16 protein-coding genes and 1 pseudogene are annotated in these 20,830 nt (G+C 69.4%); 8 read left to right on the top strand and 9 right to left on the bottom strand.

The annotated features are described in order from the left end of the window. Positions 1 to 427, bottom strand: a pseudogene (locus tag HV826_RS32910) (serine/threonine protein kinase); the annotation flags it as partial. Between the two features lie 65 nt (positions 428 to 492). Continuing rightward, entirely contained in the window at positions 493 to 1,242 is a 750-nt protein-coding gene (locus HV826_RS32905) for a TIGR02266 family protein (protein ID WP_176420999.1), read from the bottom strand. A 105-nt stretch (positions 1,243 to 1,347) separates the two neighbouring features. Here HV826_RS32905 and nuoE point away from each other — a divergent pair, with 105 nt between their 5' ends. From nuoE to HV826_RS32870, 7 genes are all read left to right on the top strand, one after another. Further along, positions 1,348 to 1,836: an NAD(P)H-dependent oxidoreductase subunit E gene (gene nuoE, locus HV826_RS32900; protein ID WP_013935738.1), complete on the top strand. Its 489-nt coding sequence runs from the start codon at positions 1,348 to 1,350 to the stop codon at positions 1,834 to 1,836. A gap of 39 nt (positions 1,837 to 1,875) precedes the next feature. Further along, a complete protein-coding gene (gene nuoF, locus HV826_RS32895) occupies positions 1,876 to 3,216 on the top strand; it encodes an NADH-quinone oxidoreductase subunit NuoF (RefSeq protein WP_176420998.1) in 1,341 nt (446 codons plus the stop codon). After that, the gene (locus tag HV826_RS32890; protein ID WP_176420997.1) at positions 3,213 to 3,719 is read left to right on the top strand and encodes an NADH-quinone oxidoreductase subunit J; all 507 of its coding nucleotides are present in this window, start codon (positions 3,213 to 3,215) and stop codon (positions 3,717 to 3,719) included. The genes nuoF and HV826_RS32890 overlap by 4 nt, the downstream gene beginning before the upstream one ends. Positions 3,720 to 3,792: 73 nt before the next feature. Next, positions 3,793 to 4,095, top strand: coding sequence for an NADH-quinone oxidoreductase subunit NuoK (gene nuoK / locus HV826_RS32885; RefSeq protein WP_002638444.1), 303 nt, complete (start codon positions 3,793 to 3,795; stop codon positions 4,093 to 4,095). 22 nt (positions 4,096 to 4,117) lie between these two features. Further along, on the top strand, positions 4,118 to 6,346 hold the full coding sequence (gene nuoL, locus HV826_RS32880) for an NADH-quinone oxidoreductase subunit L (RefSeq protein WP_176420996.1): 2,229 nt from the start codon (positions 4,118 to 4,120) through the stop codon (positions 6,344 to 6,346). Then, positions 6,343 to 8,076: a NuoM family protein gene (locus HV826_RS32875; protein ID WP_176420995.1), complete on the top strand. Its 1,734-nt coding sequence runs from the start codon at positions 6,343 to 6,345 to the stop codon at positions 8,074 to 8,076. Before nuoL ends, HV826_RS32875 begins: the two co-directional genes overlap by 4 nt. 18 nt (positions 8,077 to 8,094) lie before the next feature. Next, positions 8,095 to 9,654, top strand: coding sequence for an NADH-quinone oxidoreductase subunit N (locus HV826_RS32870; RefSeq protein ID WP_176420994.1), 1,560 nt, complete (start codon positions 8,095 to 8,097; stop codon positions 9,652 to 9,654). Between the two features lie 82 nt (positions 9,655 to 9,736). On the opposite strand, the gene HV826_RS32865 is transcribed toward HV826_RS32870, so the two are convergent. The 7 genes from HV826_RS32865 to HV826_RS32835 all read right to left on the bottom strand — a co-directional run bounded on the left by HV826_RS32865 (position 9,737) and on the right by HV826_RS32835 (position 19,635). Beyond that, complete coding sequence (locus tag HV826_RS32865) at positions 9,737 to 10,573, bottom strand: GNAT family N-acetyltransferase (protein ID WP_176420993.1); 837 nt, start codon at positions 10,571 to 10,573, stop codon at positions 9,737 to 9,739. 414 nt (positions 10,574 to 10,987) lie between these two features. Continuing rightward, positions 10,988 to 12,436, bottom strand: coding sequence for a sigma-54 dependent transcriptional regulator (locus tag HV826_RS32860; protein WP_176420992.1), 1,449 nt, complete (start codon positions 12,434 to 12,436; stop codon positions 10,988 to 10,990). Beyond that, on the bottom strand, positions 12,433 to 14,925 hold the full coding sequence (locus tag HV826_RS32855) for an ATP-binding protein (RefSeq protein WP_176420991.1): 2,493 nt from the start codon (positions 14,923 to 14,925) through the stop codon (positions 12,433 to 12,435). Before HV826_RS32855 ends, HV826_RS32860 begins: the two co-directional genes overlap by 4 nt. Next, positions 14,922 to 16,838, bottom strand: coding sequence for a selenocysteine-specific translation elongation factor (gene selB / locus HV826_RS32850; RefSeq protein WP_176420990.1), 1,917 nt, complete (start codon positions 16,836 to 16,838; stop codon positions 14,922 to 14,924). The genes HV826_RS32855 and selB overlap by 4 nt, the downstream gene beginning before the upstream one ends. A 19-nt stretch (positions 16,839 to 16,857) precedes the next feature. Next, the gene (locus HV826_RS32845) at positions 16,858 to 17,622 is read right to left on the bottom strand and encodes a phosphoribosyltransferase (protein ID WP_176420989.1); all 765 of its coding nucleotides are present in this window, start codon (positions 17,620 to 17,622) and stop codon (positions 16,858 to 16,860) included. 62 nt (positions 17,623 to 17,684) lie between these two features. Beyond that, on the bottom strand, positions 17,685 to 18,716 hold the full coding sequence (locus HV826_RS32840) for a Glu/Leu/Phe/Val dehydrogenase (RefSeq protein ID WP_176420988.1): 1,032 nt from the start codon (positions 18,714 to 18,716) through the stop codon (positions 17,685 to 17,687). Positions 18,717 to 18,750: 34 nt separating this feature from the next. Then, positions 18,751 to 19,635 (bottom strand): Hsp33 family molecular chaperone HslO, encoded by an 885-nt coding sequence (locus HV826_RS32835; RefSeq protein WP_176420987.1) that lies wholly within the window; start codon positions 19,633 to 19,635, stop codon positions 18,751 to 18,753. A 262-nt stretch (positions 19,636 to 19,897) separates the two neighbouring features. On the opposite strand from HV826_RS32835, the gene HV826_RS32830 reads away from it, so the two are divergent. Further along, entirely contained in the window at positions 19,898 to 20,578 is a 681-nt protein-coding gene (locus HV826_RS32830) for a succinate dehydrogenase (protein WP_176420986.1), read from the top strand. Positions 20,579 to 20,830: the final 252 nt, after the last annotated feature.

The raw sequence follows: 20,830 nt of genomic DNA, 5'->3' as shown, positions 1-20,830 counted from the left end.
GGCCGGAGGGCGGGGGCGGCGCGCCGTCGACCTCCGCTTCGTCCAGCAGCAGCTCCGGCGGAGGCGGAGGCACCATCAGCGGGTCGTCCCCACCGGCGCCCTCCAGGGGCGCGTCCGCGGCGGCGGACAGCTGCTCGGCGAAGAACTCACCGACCTCCAGGGAGAAGCGCTCCGTCAGCTCCCCACCCGCCACCTGCTCACCCTGGTCGGTGAGCTTGAGCTGGGCCTCGCGGTCCATGGCGATGTAGTGGAACTTGCGCAGGAAGAAGAAGTAGTTGTCGAACTCGAGCGACACGGACGGCTCGAGCGCGGACTTCACGTCTGCCAGCTTGTTCGAGCGTCCAAGACGGCCGTTCTCCCTCAGGTTCCGGAGGATGAACAGCGCCTCGCCACTGACGGTGTCGCGATTGAGGGCGGGCTTCTGCATGGGGATGGGACTCTATGCCGTCCCCACGCCGTGGCTCAACGGAGGACTGGCGGTAAAACGCGCCCCTACTTGATGCGCAGCAGCTGCTTCACCGTCTCCAGGACTTCCACGAAACGCACCGGCTTGCGCAGGTAGATGTCCACGCCCAGCTGCATGGCGCGGTCCTGCGCCTCCTTGCCGCCGGCGGAGATGGCGATGATGGGGATGGCGCGCAGCGCTTCTTCCTCGCGCATCCGCTCCACCAGGGCGAAGCCGTCCATCACCGGCATGTAGAGGTCCGTCATCACCAGGTTGAAGCGGTCCTCGCGCAGCATCAGCAGCGCGTGGTGCCCGTCCGGCGCGAAGTGGACCTCCAGGGGGACCTTTCCGTGCAGCTCGCCGCTGGCCAGCTTCTTCAGCACGTAGCTGTACATCTCGATGATGTGCGGGTTGTCCTCGACGATGAGCACACGATACCCCTCGTGCTCTGCGTGGGACGCGTGGCTGTCTGCTCCTGCCGCACTCAAGATGTCACCCAGTTTCCGCCGGTCCTGCTCGCGCTCCACGCGAACGCCGACGCCCGCGGGCTGATCGGGGCCCGCTGGCCGCATCCAGGCCACGGTTCCGCTGACTTCTACCGGATCCAACAGCCCCGGGAAAGAAAGTGCGAGCCGGACCTCGTCCCCCATGACGAAGGACAGGTCCGTCTGGACGAACAGGCCCTCGTGGGACAGGTTCTCCGTCACGTCGCGGGCCTGGCGCCCGTCCGTGTAGTCCACTCTCAGCACAGCCGGGACGCGGGGGTGCTGGCGCTTGTCCTCTGGACCCGGGTTCATAACAAGGGCTTGAAATCGCTCGGTAATTTGCTGATGGCAACCCAGTGTAGCTTCGAGGGTTTATGTTGACAACGTAGCCATTGGGGCAATACGTACCGGCCCGCCATGGCGGAGCCCCTGTTCACCTCTGAAGAGCAGAAGAAGTTCGACGCGGGAATCGCGGAGATCATCTCCCACTACCCTCCGGATCGGAAAAGCGCGGGCATGCTCCCGGCGCTGCGCCTGCTCCAGGAAATCAAGGGATGGCTGCCCCCGGAAGGGCTGCGGCTGGTGGCGAAGCATCTGGAGGTCACTCCCGAGCGGGCCATGGAAGTGGCCAGCTTCTACGTGATGTACCACCTCAAGAAGCCGGGCAAGTACGTCATCGACGTCTGCACGAACCTGTCCTGCTCGCTGTGGGGCGCGGAGAAGATGCTCGCCTACCTGGAGGAGAAGCTGGGCCTCAAGGCAGGTGAAGCCAATGAGAAGTTCACCTTGCGAGAGACCGAGTGCCTGGCCTCGTGTGGCACCGCGCCCTGCCTGCAGATCAACGAGGATCACCACGAGAGCCTGACCCAGGCGAAGCTGGATGCCATCCTCGCCAGGTTGAGCTGAACCTCCCCCCACCCTTCTTAGGCTTAGGACGTCATCGACATGGCCTCTACGGCAAAGACGATCGAACCGATCATCTCGGCGGCCTGGGGTAAGCCTCAGTCCTGGACCCTGGACAGCTACCGCAAGCGGGGGGGCTACGAGGCGCTGAAGAAGGCGCTCCAGATGGAGCCCGCCGCCATCATCGACGAGGTGAAGAAGTCGAACCTCCGCGGTCGCGGTGGCGCCGGCTTCCCCACGGGCCTCAAGTGGAGCTTCGTCCCCAAGGACAGCCCCAAGCCCAAGTACCTGGCGGTCAACGGCGACGAGTCCGAGCCGGGCACCTTCAAGGACCGCTACATCCTGGAAGACGACCCGCACATGATGCTGGAAGGCATCGCCATCGCGGCCTACGCGCTGGGCGTGCACACCTGCTACGTGTACCTGCGCGGTGAGTTCAAGTTCCCGGCGGAGCGCACGCAGGCGGCCATCGACGAAGCCTACAAGGCGGGCATCTTCGGCAAGACGGTCCTGGGCAAGGACTTCGAGCTGAACTGCTACCTGGTGCGCGGCGCGGGCGCCTACATCTGCGGCGAGGAGACGGCGCTGCTGGAGAGCCTGGAAGGCAAGAAGGGCTGGCCCCGCTTGAAGCCCCCCTTCCCCGCGGTGGTGGGCCTCTTCGGCTGCCCCACGGTGGTGAACAACGTGGAGACGCTGGCCAGCGTGCCCGCCGTGTTCCAGCAGGGCGCGGACGCCTACGCGAAGCTGGGCACCGACAAGTCGGGCGGCACGCGGCTCGTCTGCCTCTCCGGCACGGTGAACCGGCCGGGCGTCTACGAGGTGTCGATGTTCACGACCCTCGCCGAGCTCATCTACGACGACAAGTACGGCCGGGGTATGCCCGCGGGTCGCAAGGTGAAGGCCGTGATTCCGGGCGGCTCCTCGGCGCCGGTGCTGGGCGCGGACGAGCTGGACGTGGCCATGGAGTTCGAGGCCCTCAAGGTGAAGCAGACCATGGCGGGCTCCGGCGGCGTCATCGTCATGGACGACGCCACCTGCATGGTGCGCAGCCTGTGGCGCGTGGCCCGCTTCTACGCGGAAGAGTCGTGCGGCCAGTGCACGCCGTGCCGTGAGGGCACGCCCTGGCAGACGCGCCTCTTGCGCAAGATTGAAGAGGGCCGCGGCGAGCCGGGCGACATCGACATGCTGTCCAACGTCGCGTCGTCCATCGCGCCCTACCCGCCCATCGGCCTGGGCAACACCATCTGCGCGCTCGGCGACGCGGCGGCGCTGCCCACGCACTCGTTCCTCATGCGGTTCCGGGACGAGTTCGAGGCCCACATCCGTGAGCACCGCTGCCCGTTCGGCGACAAGCCCTGGGGTTCGTTCGGAGACTGGTCTTGAACATCGAGCTCATCCTCTTCGGGGCGTTCGCGCTCCTGACGCTGCTGTCGGCCGGAACGGTCATCTTCGCGCGCAGCCCCATCAATTCGGCCATGGCGCTGGTGTCCACGTTCTTCTTCCTGGCCGGCATCTACGTGCTGCTGTGGGCGCACACGGTGGCCGTCATGCAGGTGCTCGTGTACGCGGGCGCCATCATGGTGCTCTTCCTGTTCGTCATCATGCTGCTCAACCTGGGAGAGTCGCCCACGCGCGGCAAGCCCACGGTGGCGCGCATCGCGGGCGGCGCGGCGACGGTGGGCCTGTTCGCGGCCCTGGCCATCATCCTCCTGAAGCTGCCCGCCGAGCCGGCCACGCTGAGCACGGGGGCGCAGGCCTCCTTCGGCACCATCGCCACCCTGGGTCAGGTCATCTTCACCCAGTGGCTGCTCCCCTTCGAAGCGGTGAGCTTGCTGCTGCTGGTGGCCATGGTGGGCGCAGTCGTCGTGGCCAAGTCGCGAATCTGATCGCCCATTCCGGACAACTTTTCTGTGCTAGATGGCGGCGCAGGCAGCCGCTCGCGAGGCCCCGAATCGGCCCATGGTTCCCATCACCTACTACCTCCTGCTTGCCGCCGCCCTGTTCTGCATGGGCATGTTCGGCGTGCTCGTCCGCCGCAACGCGCTGGTCATCTTCATGTGCGTGGAGCTGATGCTCAACGCGGCGAACCTCACGTTCGTGGCCTTCGCGCGCATGCGCGGTGACGACCTTGGCCACGTGTCCGCCTTCTTCGTCATCGCGGTGGCGGCGGCGGAAGCCGCCATCGGTCTGGCCATCGTCATCGCCGTCTTCCGGAGCCGGGGCAGCGTCCTGGTGGAAGACATCCGGACGATGAAGCACTGATGCCTCCCCAGGAGCCACTGTCATGACTCTCGTCGAATTCTTCCGGGCGGCACCCGTGGCGCCGGACATCCTGGCGCCCTCGCTCTGGCTCATCATCGCGCTGCCCCTGCTGGGCGCGTTCATCTGCGGCGTGTTCGGCAAGATGATGGGCCGGGCCAACGTCCAGCTCGTCGCCTGCGCGACGGTGGCCGGCTCCTTCGCCCTGAGCGTGTTGGCGTTCTGGGCGACCAGCCACCACAACCCCGACACGGGCCGGCTGGCGGCCATCTACCCCAACCCGTTCGGCATCGAGCGGGACTTCGTGCGCTACGCGCTCGCGTACGACTACGGCACCTGGTTCTCGGTGGGCGACTTCCGGGTGAACTTCGGGCTGATGGTGGACCACCTGTCCGGCATCCTGCTGCTCATCATCACCGGCGTCGGCTTCCTCATCCACCTGTACTCCACCAGCTACATGGAGCACGACGCCGCGTACTGGCGGTTCTTCGCGTACCTGAACCTGTTCGTCGCGGCGATGCTGACGCTGGTGCTGGCCGACAACCTGGTCCTGCTCTTCGTGGGCTGGGAAGGCGTCGGCATGGCCAGCTACCTGCTCATCGGCTTCTGGTACGACGACCCGGCCAAGGCGTGGGCCGGGCGCAAGGCGTTCGTCACCAACCGCATCGGTGACTTCGCGTTCCTCATCGCCACCTTCCTGCTGGTGCTGCTGGTCTCCGCCTTCACCCAGCAGTCGAACGCGGCGGACTACAACACCGCCGGCACCACGGTGAATCACTACACGGCCGCGCTGGAGAAGAAGGGCCCCGTCACGTTCAAGGGCCTGGAGAAGCTGGCCGAGGGCCTGGTGGATGGCACCGCGGACAAGGTCGACCTGAGCACCCCCATCGAGGCGGGCCCCCTGGCGGGCTACACCTTCGGCGGGGTGATGACGGCGGCCATGCTGCTGTTCCTCCTGGGCGCCGCGGGCAAGAGCGCGCAGCTGCCGCTGTACGTCTGGCTGCCGGACGCCATGGCCGGCCCGACGCCGGTCTCCGCCCTCATCCACGCCGCGACGATGGTCACCGCCGGCGTGTACCTGTTCAGTCGCATGTCGGCGCTGCTGGTGCTGAGCCCCACCGCCATGGCGACCATCGCCATCATCGGCGCGCTCACCTCGCTGCTGGCGGCGCTCATCGCCTTCGCGCAGGACGACATCAAGAAGGTGCTCGCCTACTCCACGGTGTCCCAGCTGGGCATCATGTTCATGGGCGTGGGCATGGGCATCTTCTGGGCGGCGGTGTTCCACCTGATGACGCACGCCTTCTTCAAGGCCTGCCTCTTCCTCGGCGCCGGCAGCGTGATGCACGGCAACGGCGACGAGACGGACATCAAGAAGCTGGGCGGGCTGCGCAAGGAGATGCCCTGGACCTGGGCGACGTTCCTCGTCGCCACGCTGGCCATCACCGGCATCCTCCCGCTGTCCGGCTTCTTCTCGAAGGACGCCATCCTGCACGGCGTGCACCACAACCACCTGCAGGGCCTGGAGTGGGTGTCCAGCCTCGTCTACTACCTGGGCCTGCTCATCGCGGCGTCCACCGCGTTCTATATGACGCGCGTGTACCTGCTCACCTTCGAGGGTCCCCGCTCGAAGGAGGCCCGGGTGGCGCACGCCCATGAGAGCGCCTGGCAGATGACCCTCCCGCTGGTGGTGCTCGCGGTGCTGAGCGTGGTCGCCGCGCGGTACGCGTTCGGCATCAACTTCTTCGACATGACGTCGCAGCCGGTGCTCGACAACTTCCTGAGCCCGGTGTTCAGCGCGACCCGGCGCATCACCGAAGCCAGCACGCTGGTGGCGCTGGACACCAGCCGCCCGCAGGTGGTGCCTGACTACCTCAAGGCCTGGGCCGTGGCCCTGGCGGGTGGCGGCGCGGCGGCCTTCCTGTACCTCCGCTACTTCCCGGCGCGCGTGGGCAAGCCGGATCCCGCCTTCATCCGCGCGGTCCGCCCCCTGGCGCTCAACAAGTTCTACGTGGACGAGCTCTACGAGCTGATTGTCATCCGTCCCGTGAAGTTCATGAGCTTCCTCCTCTTCCGCGTGGTGGACGCGCTCGTCATCGACACCGTGGCGGTCCGCGGCACGGCGTGGGTGACGGCGCGCGTGGGCAGCGCGCTCCGCTACGTGCAGTCGGGTGACGCCCAGGCCTACGCCGCAGTGATGGCCATCGCCCTGTTGGGCGGGGTGGCCTACGCCCTCATCCAGGTGATGCAATGAGCTTCGTCGACAACCACCTGCTCAACCTCGTCGTCTTCCTGCCGCTGGTGTTCGCGGCGCTGGTGGCGCTGCTGCCGGCCGGGGAGAACGGTCAGATTCGCACCGTCACGTTCATCGCCATGGTGCTGGACCTGGTGTTCGGGGTCTGGGCCTACATGGCGTATGTGCCGGGCGGACCGGAGTTCCAGCTCGAGTACCGGGCGCGTTGGTTCGACATGTTCGGCACCAGCTACCACATTGGCGTGGACGGCCTGGCCGTGAGCCTGCTGCTGCTCACCGTCTTCCTGGGGCCCCTGGTGGTGCTGGCGTCCACCACGTACATCAAGTTCCGCATCAAGGAGTTCCACCTGGCGCTGCTGGTGCTCCAGACGACGATGCTGGGCGCGCTGGTGTCGCTGGACGTGCTGCTCTTCTACATCTTCTTCGAGGCCATGCTCATCCCCATGTACCTCCTGGTGGGTGTGTGGGGCGCCGAGGACCGCCAGATGGCGGCGGTGAAGTTCTTCCTCTACACGCTGGCCGGCTCGCTGCTGATGCTGGTGGCCATCATCGCCGTGTACTTCATCAGCGCGCCGGTGGGCGCCCGCTCGTTCGACTACGCGAGCATCTACAACGGCCTGCTGGACGCCAACCGGCAGCTCAGCGCCTGCACGGCGGGGCCCGCGGGCGCGTGTGACTCGCTCACCGGGCTGGCCGCCACGCTGCACACCTGGGGTCCGTGGCTGTTCGGGGCGTTCGCCATCGCGTTCGCCGTCAAGGTCCCCATGTGGCCGCTGCACACCTGGTTGCCGGACGCGCACGTCCAGGCGCCGGTGGCCGGCTCCATGATTCTGGCCGGCGTCACGCTGAAGATGGGCACGTTCGGCTTCTGGCGGTACGCGATTCCGTTCTTCCCGGTGGCCACGCAGCAGGCGCGGCCCTTCCTGGCCACGCTGGCCGTCATCGGCATCGTGTACGGCGCGCTGATGTGCCTGGCGCAGCGGGACATCAAGAAGCTGATTGCGTACTCGTCCGTCAGCCACCTGGGCTACTGCATGCTGGGCATCCTGGCGATTACCGCCGAGGGCGCCACGGGCAGCGCGTACCAGATGCTCAACCACGGCGTGTCCACGGGCGCGCTGTTCCTCCTGTTCGGCTACCTGTATGAGCGGCGCCACTCGCGCCTGATGGCGGACTACGGCGGCATCGCGAAGGTGATGCCGGTGTTCACCGCGGCCTTCGTCATCATCACCTTCTCCTCCATCGCGGTGCCGGGCACCAACGGCTTCATCGGTGAGTTCCTGGTGCTGCTGGGCACCTTCAAGAGCGACCTGGGCGAGGCCGCGGGCAACGCGCACCTGACGGCGGTCTTCGGCGGGTTCGCCACGCTGGGCGTCATCCTGGGCGCCGCCTACATGCTGTGGATGGTGCAGAAGGTGTTCTTCGGCGGAATCACCCACCGGGAGAACCAGCACCTGACGGACATGAACCTGCGAGAGGGCCTCACGGTGCTCCCCTTCATCGTGCTGGTGGCGGTGATGGGCCTGCAGCCGCAGCCCTTCCTGGACCGGCTCGCGCCGTCCACGGACCGCTTCCTGGCCCGCGCCCGCGTGGGCACGCCGGGGGCCGAACTGCAGGAGGACCGGCTCCGGGTGGAGGTGATGGCCCTGCCGTCCCGTCAGGTCGTCGCCGCGCCGTCCGCGCCCGTTCCGCTGGCCGCCGCCCCGGCCGTTCCCTCGCCGCGGCAGTAAGCCGCCTGAGCTTCCGACATGACCCTGCCCAATCTCACCCTGGCAGACTTCCTCCCGCTGCTGCCCACCATCATCATGGTGGTGGGTGCCTCCATCCTGCTGCTGTCGGAGGTGTTCCTCTCCACGACGGCGTCGCGCGCGTACCAGGCGGTGCTCACCGTGGTGACGGCGGTGGCGGCCGGCGCCATGGCGCTGACGACGATGTTCGAGCCGCCCCAGGAGGTGATGCTCGGCTTCGGGGTGATGGACCCCTTCTCCAGCTTCCTCACCTTCGTGGTGTGCGTGGGCCTGGCGCTGGCGACGCTGAGCTCGGTGAGCTTCCTGCGCAAGCGGGGCGCGGAGCGCGGTGAGTTCTACGCGCTGATGCTGTTCGCCACGGCGGGCATGAGCCTGCTGGCGATGTCGAACGAGCTCATCACGCTCTTCATCAACATCGAGGTCCTCTCCATCGCCACCTACGCGCTGACGTCGTACCTGCGGCGTGGCACGCGGCCGAGCGAGGCGGGCTTCAAGTACTTCATCCTGGGCGCCTTCTCCTCCGCGGTGCTGCTCTACGGCGCGGCGCTGCTGTACGGCGCCACCGGCACCACCCACCTGACGGCCATGGCCGGTCCGCTGTCCACCGCCCTGTCGTCGCAGCCGGGCCTGGTGTACGCGGGCATCATCCTGGTGGGCGCGGGCTTCGCCTTCAAGGTGGCCGCGGTGCCGTTCCACATGTGGACGCCGGACGTCTATGAGGGCGCGCCGACGCCCGTCACCGCGCTGATGAGCGCGGGCGTGAAGGCGGCCGCCTTCGCGGCGATGGTCCGCGTGTTCTTCCTGGTGGGCAAGGGCGTGGACCCGGCGATGCTGCTGACCCTGTTCTCCGTGCTGGCCTTCCTCACCATGGTGGCGGGCAACCTGCTGGCGATTCCGCAGCGCAACGTGAAGCGCATGCTGGCGTACTCGTCCATTGCGCACGCCGGCTACCTGCTGGTGGGCGTGGCCGCCCTCTTCGTCACCGGCCCGGGTGAGCAGTTCCGCCTGCTGGGTGCGTCCGCGCTGACGGGCGGCACCCCGCTGGACCTGGCCCGCGCGGAGGCGCTGCGCGGCATCCTCTACTACCTGCTGGCGTACACGTTCAGCGCGGTGGGCGCCTTCGCCATCGTCTCCGTCCTGGAGCGTCGCGAGGACGAGGAGAAGGGCACGGCCTGGGATTTGGAGCGCTTCAGCGGGCTGGCGCAGCGCAAGCCGGGCTGGGCCTTCGCGATGGCGGCCTTCATGCTGTCGCTGGGTGGCATCCCGCCCACCATCGGCTTCATGAGCAAGCTGCTCATCTTCCAGGCCGCCGTGGACGCGGGCCTCATCGGCCTCACCATCGTCGGCGTGCTCTCCAGCGCGGCGGGCGTCTATTACTACCTGCGCGTGGTCGTCTACATGTTCATGCGGCCGGTGCCGGAGGGTGCGCAGGCGCTCGAGAAGAGCTGGTCCACCGAGCTGGCGCTGGTGCTGTCCACCGCGGCGGTCGTGATTCTGGGCATCATCCCCGGCCCCATCATGGGGTGGCTGGAGCAGGCCAGCAGCATCTTCGGCCAGTAGCTTCCCACCTCCGCTGCCACACCCCGCCCGCCCCGGCTTCGTGCCCGGGCGGGCGTCGTGTTTCCGGCCGCCCGTGAATCCATCAGGGCGCGGCGTCCACCAACGGGCCGCGAAGCTCCAGCGTCTCCAGGCGCGTCTGCGCTCCCGCCTCGCGGAGCAGGTGCACCAGGGGCGCGTCATCCGTCACCGAGACATTCAGGGTGGACACGCCCGCCCCCAGCCGCCCGAAGGCGGCTTCGAGCAGTGTCCGCGCATGCGCGGGAGACACCGCGAAGAAGGGATACAAGAGGGGCCCGGAGCGCAGGTCCATCATCCCCAACCACCGGCGTGCAGGTGCTTGGGGGTCGACGAGCCCCAGCAGCCGGTGCGACTCACTGGCCGCAAAGCCGGCCAACTTGCCGGGAAGCATCCCGAAGGCCTCCGTCAGCGCGCCGCAGTCCTCCAGCGTCACCGGCACCACGGCTCCGTCCGGGGACGCGGCGGGGAGCGCTTCCAACTGGGCCCGCGTCATCCGCAGGGTGGTGGCCTCACGGACCGGCCGCATTCCCAGCGAGGAGTAGAGCGCGAGCGCGGGCACGTTCTCCCGCTTCACATTGAGGCCCCAGCGGGTACACCCTTGTGCGCGCAGGTGATTGGCCAGGTGCGACATCATCCGCCGTCCCAGCCCCTGCCCCCGAGCGAACGGCGCCACCACCAGCTGCGTCACGAACCCGAAGTCCCCCAGGGCCATCGTCACGGCGTAGGCGCCCACGCCCTGGGGGCCTTCGGCGAACAGGGAGAGCTGGGCGATTTCCGCCGCCCATACAGGTTCGGGCGGGGGAGAATCATCCACCCCGAGCTCCAGAAAGAGCCGGGCGAAGACAGCGTGGTCTTCCAGCCGACCGGGACGCAGCACCCACTGAGATGCAGATGAACTCACCTGAGCTTCCTTTCGTCGCGAACTGGCTCGGCTTGCAGACGCGGAAAAGAAGGCGGCCCGACACCCCAAAGAGGTGCCGGGCCGCGGGTCTTCTCAAGGTGACTCACCGGAAGTGCTGAAGGGGTGGGGGGGAACCGCCTTCAGCCTCGCTTCGATGTGTCCCGCGTAATCCTTTAGCAGTCGCCGTGCCAGCCGCCTCTCAGGGAGAAACTCTAGTTTTCTCAGGCACTTGAAGCACTAGCTGACGCTGGCCCCACCCCCACGCTCCATTTCATGGCTGCAATGGGGTTTCAGAAGTGAAAAAGCCAAGTAAATTCAGTCGCTTGTCTTTTTCACCTATGAACCCGTCCATTTCGGATCTGAATCCATGGCCGCAGGAAAGTTACATGGGTGAGTCTTTACCCTACTCCAGGGCTATTCCCGGGCCAGCTCGCTGGGCGGACGGAGGTTGAGCCGCTTCATCTTCCGCCAGAGGGTGGTGGAGGAGACGCCGAGCTCATCGGCGACTCGCGCCAGGTCCACCCCGTGCCGCTCCAGCGCCTGGGTGATGGCGTGGCGCTCCGCCTCCTCCACCACCTGGGCCAGCGTGGGCCCCGCGCTGGCGTTGCGCCCGAGCGCTCCGCCCTGCCCGTCCAGGAAGGCGACGCTGGGGGTGCCATGAGCCGGCGTCATGCGGCCCTGTCGCACGGGGAAGTCCTCGGGCAGCAGCTCGTTGCCCTCCGCGAGCGCGGCGGCCTGCTCCACCAGGTTCTCCAGCTCGCGCACGTTGCCGGGGAAGTCGTAGCTCATCAGGTGGGCCACCGCGGCGGCGGAGAGGCGCTTGGGGTTGGGGCTGCGGGCATTGGCCCGCTCCAGGAAGTGCTCCGCCAGCGCGGGCACGTCCTCCAGGCGCTCGCGCAGGGGCGGCACGCGGAGGGCCACCACGTTGAGCCGGTAGAAGAGGTCCTGCCGGAAGCGCTTGTCGCGCACCTCCAGCTCGATGTCCCGGTTGGTGGCGGCGACGATGCGCACGTCCACGCGCAGCGCGGTGGACTCACCGACGCGGCGGACCTCGCCCTCTTGCAGCGCGCGCAGCAGCTTGGACTGGAAGGTGGGGCTCGTCTCAGTCACCTCGTCGATGAAGAGCGTGCCGCCGTCGGCTTCCTCGAAGAGGCCCCGGCGGGACTTCACCGCGCCGGTGAAGGCGCCCTTGGCGTGGCCGAACAGCTCGCTCTCCAGCAGGGACTCGCTGATGGCCGCGCAGTTGACGGGCACGAAGGAGCGGGCCTTGCGGCGGCTGTGCGCATGGAGCGCGCGCGCCACCAGCTCCTTGCCGGTGCCGCTCTCACCCTGGATGAGGACGGTGGCGTCGCTCTGCGCCACGCGCATGAGCCGCGTGGTGAGCTCGCGCATGGCGGCGCTGCGCCCCACCAGGGCGGACAGGCCGTGGCGCTGGTTGAAGTCGGTGGTGAGGTTGTCCACGTCGCGCAGCAGGCGCGCGCGCTCCAGGGCGCGCTCCACGCGGTAGCGCAGCTCGCTCTCCTTGAAGGGCTTGGTGACGTAGTCGTAGGCCCCCAGGCGCATGGCCTCCACGGCGCTCTCGATGGAGCCGAAGGCCGTCATCATGATGACCTGGAGCCGGGGCGCCACCTCCATCGCGCGCCGCAGGAGCGTGAGCCCGTCCATGGGCTCCATCTTCAAATCTGTCAGCAGCAGGTCGATGCTGCCGCTGGCGAGCTGGGCCAGGGCCTCCTCGCCCGTGGCGGCCTCGAAGACGGTGTAGTTCTCCGCCCGCAGCAACAGGGCGGTGGTGGCGCGCATGTTGCGCTGGTCGTCCACGACGAGGAGCCGTCCTCGGGTCGGCGGAGTGTTCGCGTCGGTCATGGGAAGGACGGAGGCTGCGAGAGCGGCAGCCGGAAGGTGAAGGTGGTACCGCGCCCCGGGATGCTGTCCACGGCGATTTCGCCCCGGTGCTCCTCGAGGATGCGCCTGACGACGGCCAGCCCCAGGCCGGTGCCCTGGGCCTTGGTGGTGAAGAACGGCTCGAAGACGCGGTGGAGCAGCTCGGCGGGGATGCCCGGGCCCTGGTCCACCACGTCGATGCGCAGCTGCTCGCGCCCCGCATGGGCTTCACGGCGCGCGCGCACCTGCACGAGCCCCCCCTGCGGCATGGACTGGATGGCGTTGACCGCCACGTTGACCAGCGCCTGTCGGATGAGGCGGCGGTCCATGGGCACCGGCGGCAGACCGGGCTCCACGTCGGACTGGATGCGGATGGAGCGGTCCGCGCCGCCGCCCTGCATCCGCGCGGCCTCCAGCGAGTCCTGGAGCACGCGCCCCAGGTCCTCCTGCTGGAGCACCGGGTCCCTGGGACGCGTGTAGTCCAGCAGGTCGCCGACGATGCGGTTGAGCCGGTCGCTCTCCTCCCCCAGGATGTCGAGCAACATGGCCGCGTCGCCGCCCGGCACCAACAGCCGGCGCAGCGAGGCCACCGCGTTGAAGATGACGCCCAGCGGGTTGCGCACCTCGTGGGCGACAATCGCGGACAGCTCGCCCAGCGCGGCCAGCCGCTCGCGCTTCACCATCTCCGCGCGCGTGGCGGCCAGCTCCGCGTAGCTGGCCCACAGTGACTCGTACAGGCGCGCGTTGGCGATGGACAACGCCAGCTGGCCACACGTGGCCTCCGCCAGCTCGATGAGCTCCGGCCCGAAGGCGCGCGGGCCCCGCGTGTCGTCCACCACCACCACGCCGATGAGCTCCTCGCGCGAGGTGAGCGGCAGCGCCAGCAGCGCCTTCTCGTCGAAGCGGTGCGCGAGCTCCGGGTTGAAGCCTCCGTCCGCGGAGGCCACGTCCTCCACCGCGATGGGCTTGCGCTCGCGAGCCACGCGCGCCGTCAGGCCGTCTCCGTGGAGGGGCAGCACCACCGTGCGGAAGAAGTCGCGGTGCGCGATGGAGGCCGCGGCGCCGCGCAGCAACCGGGCGCTCTCGTCGTACAGCAGGATGTAACAGTTGGACACGTCCAGCAGGCGGACGAGGAAGTCGGCGGCCACGTCCAGGATGCTCGACGTCTCCAGCACGCCGGACGTGGTGCGCGCCAGGTCCAGCAGCAGGCGCGTCTCGGCCAGCTGACGCGAGGACTCGGCCCGCAGCCGGCGCTGCTCCAGCAGCGTCACCAGCAGCTCCGACAGCGTGCCCAGCAGGCGCAGGTCCCGCTCATCAAAGGGCTTCCCCGGCGCGCGCAGCACCTGGAGCATCCCGCACACCTCGCCGCCGCGCGTCAGGCACACCGCCGCGCCCGCCCCCAACCGCCCGCCGGACTGCTCCGCCAGCGAGGACTCGTCCGCGGCCGAGGACAACGCCCCCTCCGCGCCACATGACAGCACGCCCGTGAGCCGGCGCGCGTCCGCCACGTCCCGGAGGCCCACATGAGCAGACAGCGTCAGCGGGACTTCGGGCGGCGTCGAGAGGTGCAGCGCCGCGGCGTCCGCCTGGAGCAGTGAAGCGACGCGCTCCAGGAAGTCCTCCTGCGTGGGCGGAGACGGCTGCGCGACGAAGCGCGCCATCTGCGCGACCGCCTCCATCTCCCAGCGGCTGCGCGCGCTCTCCGCCTGCACGCGCGCGTCCGTCAGCGCGGCGCCCACGACCTTGGCGAAGAGCATCAACACCGAGCCATGGTGCGGCGCCACCCAGTGGCCCTCCACCCACAGCACCTCGGCCTGGGGGCCGCCCACGGGCAGGTAGACGTGCGTGGGCGAGGCCTGGTCCGCGCCGCCGAAGACGGGACGCCCGTCCGAGAGCGACTCCAGTCCCAGGCGCGCATCCTCCGGCAGGGGCGCTCCGTCCCGGGCCAGCAGCCCCTCGCCGTCCCAGCGCAGCAGCCGGGCCCGGAAGCCCGCGGCCTCCAAGCCCTTGAGGGCGACGCGGCGGACGGCGTTCTCCGAGTGCGCGGACACCAGCCCCGCGGAGGTCTCCACCAGCCGCTCGGCCACCGACATCTCCGGCGGCCGGCTCTCCATGGGCACGCAGTTGAGCAGCAGGCCTCCTCCTCCACGCTCCAACGCGAAGCGGGACGCGGTGACGGCCACCTCGCGCGCCACGCCATCCGCGCAGGGGACCTGGAAGAGCTGGGAGCCCTCATGGAGCGGCGCGCCGGCCTCCACCCGCCAGTAGCGCTCGACGACGCGGCTGCGGTCCTCCGGCTGGATGAAGTCCATGACGGAGCGGCCCTCCACCTGGGCGCGTCGCAGGCCGAGCAACGCGACATAGGCGTCATTGGCCACGAGCACCCGTCCCTCCACCACCGCCAGCATGGGGTTGCGGAAGGTGTCGGTGAGGACGCGAAGGTCCGCCTCGCTGTAGCGCTTGGTACTCATCCGCGACGCAGCACCCGCTTCTCTCCCACCCGGAGGGTGACCTTCTCCCGGTCGAAGTATTCGGACAGGGGGATGACGAACTTGCGGCTTTGCCCCACCATCTCCTTGAAGTCCTGGGTGGTAATCTCCTTCTTCTCGCGCAGGTGGGCAACCAGGCGCTCGCGTAGGGTCGCCAGCGCCCCGGCCGCGAACCACAAGCCCTCCGAGACGCGCACCGCCGCCCCCTCCACCACCATGACGCCCAACAGCTCGCGCAGCCGGGAGGCGGGGAGCTGGAGCTTCTGCTCCAGTTCGGGAAGCGCGGGAGGCGCCAGGCCCGCGGCTGACAGCTCCGCCGCCAGCCGCGCCCGCGCGGCGGTGTCCCCCAGCGTCAGCGTGCGGCCTCGGCCCTTGAGGCGCACCACGTCCCGCTCCAGCTCCACCCGGCCTGCCTCCACCAACGCCTGCGACACCCGCTGAAACGCCCGCGCGTCCAGCGCGGAGGACAGCCGCTGCCGCAGCTCCTCGCGGGACAGCCCTTCGCGCAGGGGCTCGCGCTCATGGAAGGTGGCCAGCAGCGCCAGTGCGCGTCCCTGCAACGCCTCCAAGACGTCGCCGGAGAGATACAGCCGCCGCTCCCGGTCGATGAGGAGCGCGCCGCCCCGCGCCCCCAGCAGCTCCAGCGCGCGCGTGAGGACCCGAGGCCCCAGCGCCGAGCGGCCAAGCAGCTCCGGCTGCGTCATGCCGCGGTAGCCCGCCTGTCGCAGCAGCCAGGCCACCTGCCCCGCCGGGTCCGCCTCCAGCAGGGGCGCCACCGCCGACGCGCCCCCCTTGCGCCGCTTCGGAGGGGAGATGGACAGGATGCGGCCTCCCGCCACCGTGGCGCCTCGGCCCGGAAGGGCTCGCGCGCCCCGCAGGATGAAGCGCTGGCCCACCAGCGCGCCCACGGCGGTGCCCAGCCGCAGCTGCGCCAGCGCCGTCTCGCCGGGCTCCAGGCGCTCCACGTCCAGCAGCGCCACCGTGGCCTCCACCTGCGCGGTGCCCAGGTGCAGCAGCAGCTTCGAACGGCGAGGCAGCGGGGACGGGGCCGCGGGAAGCAGCGTCAACTCGACGTCGAGCATGCGCGTCTCTGGCAGCTCGCCCGCGCGCACCAGCACCATGCCCCGGTGCAACGCCTCCGGCTCCACGCCCGTGAGGTTCACCGCCGCGCGCTGTCCCGCCTCCACGACGGACACCGGGTCGCCATGCCGCTGCACCCCGCGCACGCGCAGCGGACCGGGCAGCCCGGGCAGGAGCGACACCGCGTCATCCACCGCCAGCGCTCCCGATAGCAGCGTGCCCGTCACCACCGTGCCAAACCCCTTGATGGTGAACACGCGGTCCACCGGCAGGAAGGCGGGGCCCTCCGAAGGCCGCTCGGGCAGCGCCGCCGCGGCCCGGGTGAGCGCGGCGCGCAGCGCGTCCAGCCCTTCTCCCGTCCTGGCGGAGCAGGCCACCACGGGCGCCGCCTCCAGGAAGGTCCCCACGGTGAGCGCGGCCAGGTCGGCCTCCACCAGCGCGCGCCACTCCGGGCCCAGCGCCGCCAGCGTGTCCGACTTGGTGAGGGCGACGACGCCGGCCCTCACGCCCAGCAGCCGGCAGATGTCCAGGTGCTCGCGCGTCTGGGGCATCACGCCCTCGTCCGCGGCCACCACCAGCACCACCAGGTCCACGCCGCCGGCGCCAGCGGCCATGGCCTTCACGAAGCGCTCGTGGCCCGGGACATCCACCACGCCCGCCACGCCGCCGTCATCCAACGTCAGGTGGGCGAAGCCCAGCTCCAGGGTGATGCCGCGGCGCTTCTCTTCCTTCAGCCGGTCGGTGTCGATGCCGGTGAGCACCTTCACCAGGGACGTCTTGCCATGGTCGATGTGGCCCGCCGTCCCGACAATCATGGCGTCACCGCGCCAAGGCTCACGCGCCAGCCTTGTCCGGGTCCTCGTCGAAGCGCGCGTCGCCGGTGGACGGCTCGTAGTCCCAGGGGAAGACCATGAGCGAGGCGGTGGTCAGCGCGGAGTAGTCCGGCGAGAAGCCACCCGGCTTGGTCACCAGGCACGCGGTGGCCACCTTCTTCGCGCCCGCCTCGCGCGCCAGGGCGGTGGCCAGCTCCAACGTGTCACCGCTGGAGGCCACGTCATCCACAATCAACACGCGGCGACCCTTCAGCTCCGCGGGCATCTCCCCGGCGAGCTGCGGCGTCTTTGACGTGCGAGGCGCGGAGCTGGTGCTGCCCCGGTCCCTGCTCCGGCGGCTGATGCGCACGGGGAAGAACGGACAGCCGAGCGCCCCCGCCAGCGCGCCGCCCACGAAGACACCGCCGTGGGCCACGCCGACCACCACCTGGGGTTCGAAGGTCTCCTGGATGGAGCCCGCGAGCTGCTGGACCGCGCGGTCGAACTCCTTCCAGGTCAGCTCCTTCACGCCGCTGGACGCGGAGCGACCCCGGGACTGGTCCTTCCCCGTCGGCTGGCGCGGCGCCTCCACCTGGGGCGCCAGCACGAGGTCCTCCGGGATGGAGACGAGCTTCTCCGCCTGCATCCGCGACGACTTCGCCGCGGGGGACTTCTTCGAAGAGGCCTTCTCGGTGGGCTTGCTCTGCCGCTTGGTCGCCACGGCGCTGAACTCCGGCTGGGGTGTGTGCGGCCCCGTCATACTCCGAGGGCCGCACGGTGGCCACATCCGGCCACACCCCAGACGTCGCCTTTGTCTCGCGGCAACACACGCACTGTGTGCGCAAGCGCTCAGCCGGCCAGCCGCTCCTCGACCATCCGGTCCGCCACCTGCTCGGGCCGCAGGCCGGACTCCTTCGCGCGCGTCAGCACCGTGTCGATGGTGTCGAAGATGTGGGAAGCGCGGGCGTACGCCTTGTCCCGGTCATACCCCGCCCACTCCTGGGCCACGTTGATGAGGCCGCCGGCATTGGCCGCGTAGTCGGGCACATAGAGGATGCCGCGCCGGGCCAACTGCTCGCCATGACGCGAGGTGAGCAGCTGGTTGTTGGCCGCCCCGCACACCGCCTTCACGTTCAGCAGCGACAGGGTGGTGTCGTTGATGGCGCCGCCCAGCGCGCAGGGGGCGTAGATGTCCGCCTCCATGCGATGCAGCGCGTCGGCGTCCACCGCCGTGGCGCCGTACTGCGTCACGGCGTGCTGCACGCTGGCGGGGTTGAGGTCGCTCACCCACACCTTGGCGCCGCGCTGGTGCAGCTCCTTCACCAGGTACATGCCCACGTGGCCCACGCCCAGCACGGTGACGCGCAGGCCCTTCAGGTCCGGGCCGCCGAAGACGTGCTTCGCCGTGGCCTCCATGGCGCGCGCCACGCCATACGCCGTCACCGGCGACGGGTCCCCGCTGCGCTCCTTCAAGCCAACGACATACTTCGTGTGCCGGCGCACGTGCTCCATGTCATCGGGGCTGGTGCCGCTGTCCTCGGTGGTGATGTAGCGCCCGCCCAGGGACTCCACCGCGCGGCCGAAGGACTCGAAAATCCTTTCCCGGTCGAAGCTTCCGCGCGGCAGCATGATGACCGCCTTGCCGCCGCCGTGGGGCAGCCCCGCGAGCGCGGCCTTGTATGTCATTCCGCGCGCCAGCCGGAGCGCATCCGCGACGGCCTCTTCCTCGCTGGTATAGGTGGACAGCGCGCGAGTGCCCCCCAACCCCGGGCCGAGCCGTGTGTTGTGCATGCCCACAATGGCACGCAGGCCCGTCTTGGAATCACTCAACAAGTGGACGGCTTCGTAGCCGCCCTCAAGCAACTGCGTGAAGTAGCTCATGGCGCGCGGCAAGTACCGTCGCGCCCTGTGCAAGTCAAATGGCGCCGCGCTCCAAGATGCCGCGGATTTCGTCTCCAGGAATGACATAGCGCGTCGTGCAGAACTGGCACGTCGCCTCCGCCTGCCCTTCCTTCTCCAGCAGGTCCGTCAATTCCTCACGTCCCATGGCCAGGAGCGCGCGCAGCACGCGGTCCTTGCTGCACGAACAACCGAAGCGCAGCGGGTAGCGCGACATGACCTCGAAGTCGGGCTCCGGCAGCAGCGCGCGCAGCACGGCCGCGGCCCCCGCCCCGGCGTGCGCCTGGAGCGTGGGCGCGAAGTCACGGCGCAGCCGCTCACCCAGCGCCGCGAAGGCCTCCATGTCCGCGCTGGGGAGCGGCTGGACGAGCAGGCCGGCGACGCGACCCAGCGGCTCCGCGTCCCCGCCCTCCGGCAGCTGCGCGAGCAGCACGTGTGAGGGGAGCTGATCCGACTGGCGGAAGTAGCGCTCCAGGTCTGCCGCCAGGTCGAAGGCCTCCAGCTCCACCGCGGAGCGGTAGTACTCGCCGCCGCCCAAATCCCGCAGCACGGACAGGAAGCCCTTGTTCCCCAGCACGGGGCGCCAATGGTACTTGCCGTCGCTCCCGGAGTACTCCACGTAGGTGTTCTTCACATAGCCGCGGACGAGCCCGGAGGTGTCCCCGTCCACGAAGAGGCCGCGCAGGGGGCCGTCACACTCCACCTGGAGGTTGATGCGGGCGTCGCCCTTCTGCAGGGCCCCCATCAGGGCGGCGGCGGTGAGGGCCTGCGACAGGAGCACGGCGGCGGCGGGCGCGGTGCCGTGGGTGGCGCGCGCCTGGCGCGACAGCTCCGTCGTGGTGGCGAGCACCACGCGCAGGTCCGTGTTCTTCAACATTCCACTGACAAGCTCGTCGGACATATCGATGGCGACTAGCGTGCCCGAGCCCGCATTGCCCGCCAACGACAGAAGGCGGGAGCCCCGGCCCCCGGCAGGCGGGCAGCAGGACGGCCCGGGGTGACGCATAAGGTCAGCCTTATGCCTCCGTGTGGGTGTGCTGGCATGCCGGGGTGAGGAAGAAATCCAGCCCCGGCGCTGGAACGGCTATAAACCGCCGTCCGACTGTCACCTGCCCTCGACCGTGGACGCGGCAAGACGCCCGCGCGCCGCCGCTGGAGATTCGATGAGCACCCAAGCCGCTGCCGCAGTAGAGACGAAGACACCGCTCCTCAAGTCCCGCCTGGGCTCGTTCCTCGCGGTGGTTCCCCTGTCCGTCTGGGTCGTCAACCACCTGTGGGACAACCTCTCCGCCTTCAACGGCGCGGACGCCTGGCAGACGTCGGTGACGACGTACGCCAACCCGTTCTCCCAGGTCTTCACCTTCATCATCGTCCTGCTGCCGCTGCTGATGCACACCGGCTGGGGCCTGGTGCGCCTGTTCAGCTTCCGGCCGAACAACGTCCGCTACAACAACTACGGCAACCTCAAGTACCTCCTCCAGCGCCTCAGCGCGGTGGGCGTGCTGGCCTTCCTGGGCGCCCACATCTGGCTGGCCTTCCTCTACCCGCGGCTGGTGCTGGGTCACCCGGAGGCGTTTGACGACATCGCCCGGGAGATGCACCACCACGTGCCCACCCTGGTCGTCTACCTGCTGGGCACGCTGGGCACCTCGTACCACCTGGCCAACGGCCTCCAGGGCTTCGCCATGGGCTGGGGGCTGCTCTCCAGCGAGCGCTCCATGCGCAAGTTCGAGCCGGTGGTCATCATCCTCTTCCTGATTCTCACGGCCATGAGCTGGGCGGTCATCTACGCGCTCTACACCGCGGGCGCCGCCTTCAGCCCCGTGGGCGCCCCCCCTCCGTGACGCGAACCGGGCCCGGCGCGCCGGGTCCGGAGGTCCACGGACACAAAGCACACCGGCCGCCCCCGAGACTTCCGGGGAGCGGCCGGTTTCATTTCCAGGGAACCGCTGGCGTCAGCCGGGCCTAGAAGGGGATGTCGTCGTCGCCGTTGCCGCCGCCGCCATGGCCACCGCCCATGTCGTCCGGAGGCGGCTGACCGTAGTCGTTGTTGTCTCCCCCACGCGGCTGGGAGAACTGCCGGCGTCCACCGCCCC

The sequence above is a fragment of the Myxococcus sp. AM010 genome (genome assembly GCF_013372585.1).
Taxonomy (GTDB): Bacteria; Myxococcota; Myxococcia; order Myxococcales; family Myxococcaceae; genus Myxococcus; species Myxococcus vastator.
The sequence above is the reverse complement of the archived record's forward strand: the minus strand, read 5'-3'. Positions and strand labels throughout refer to the sequence as shown.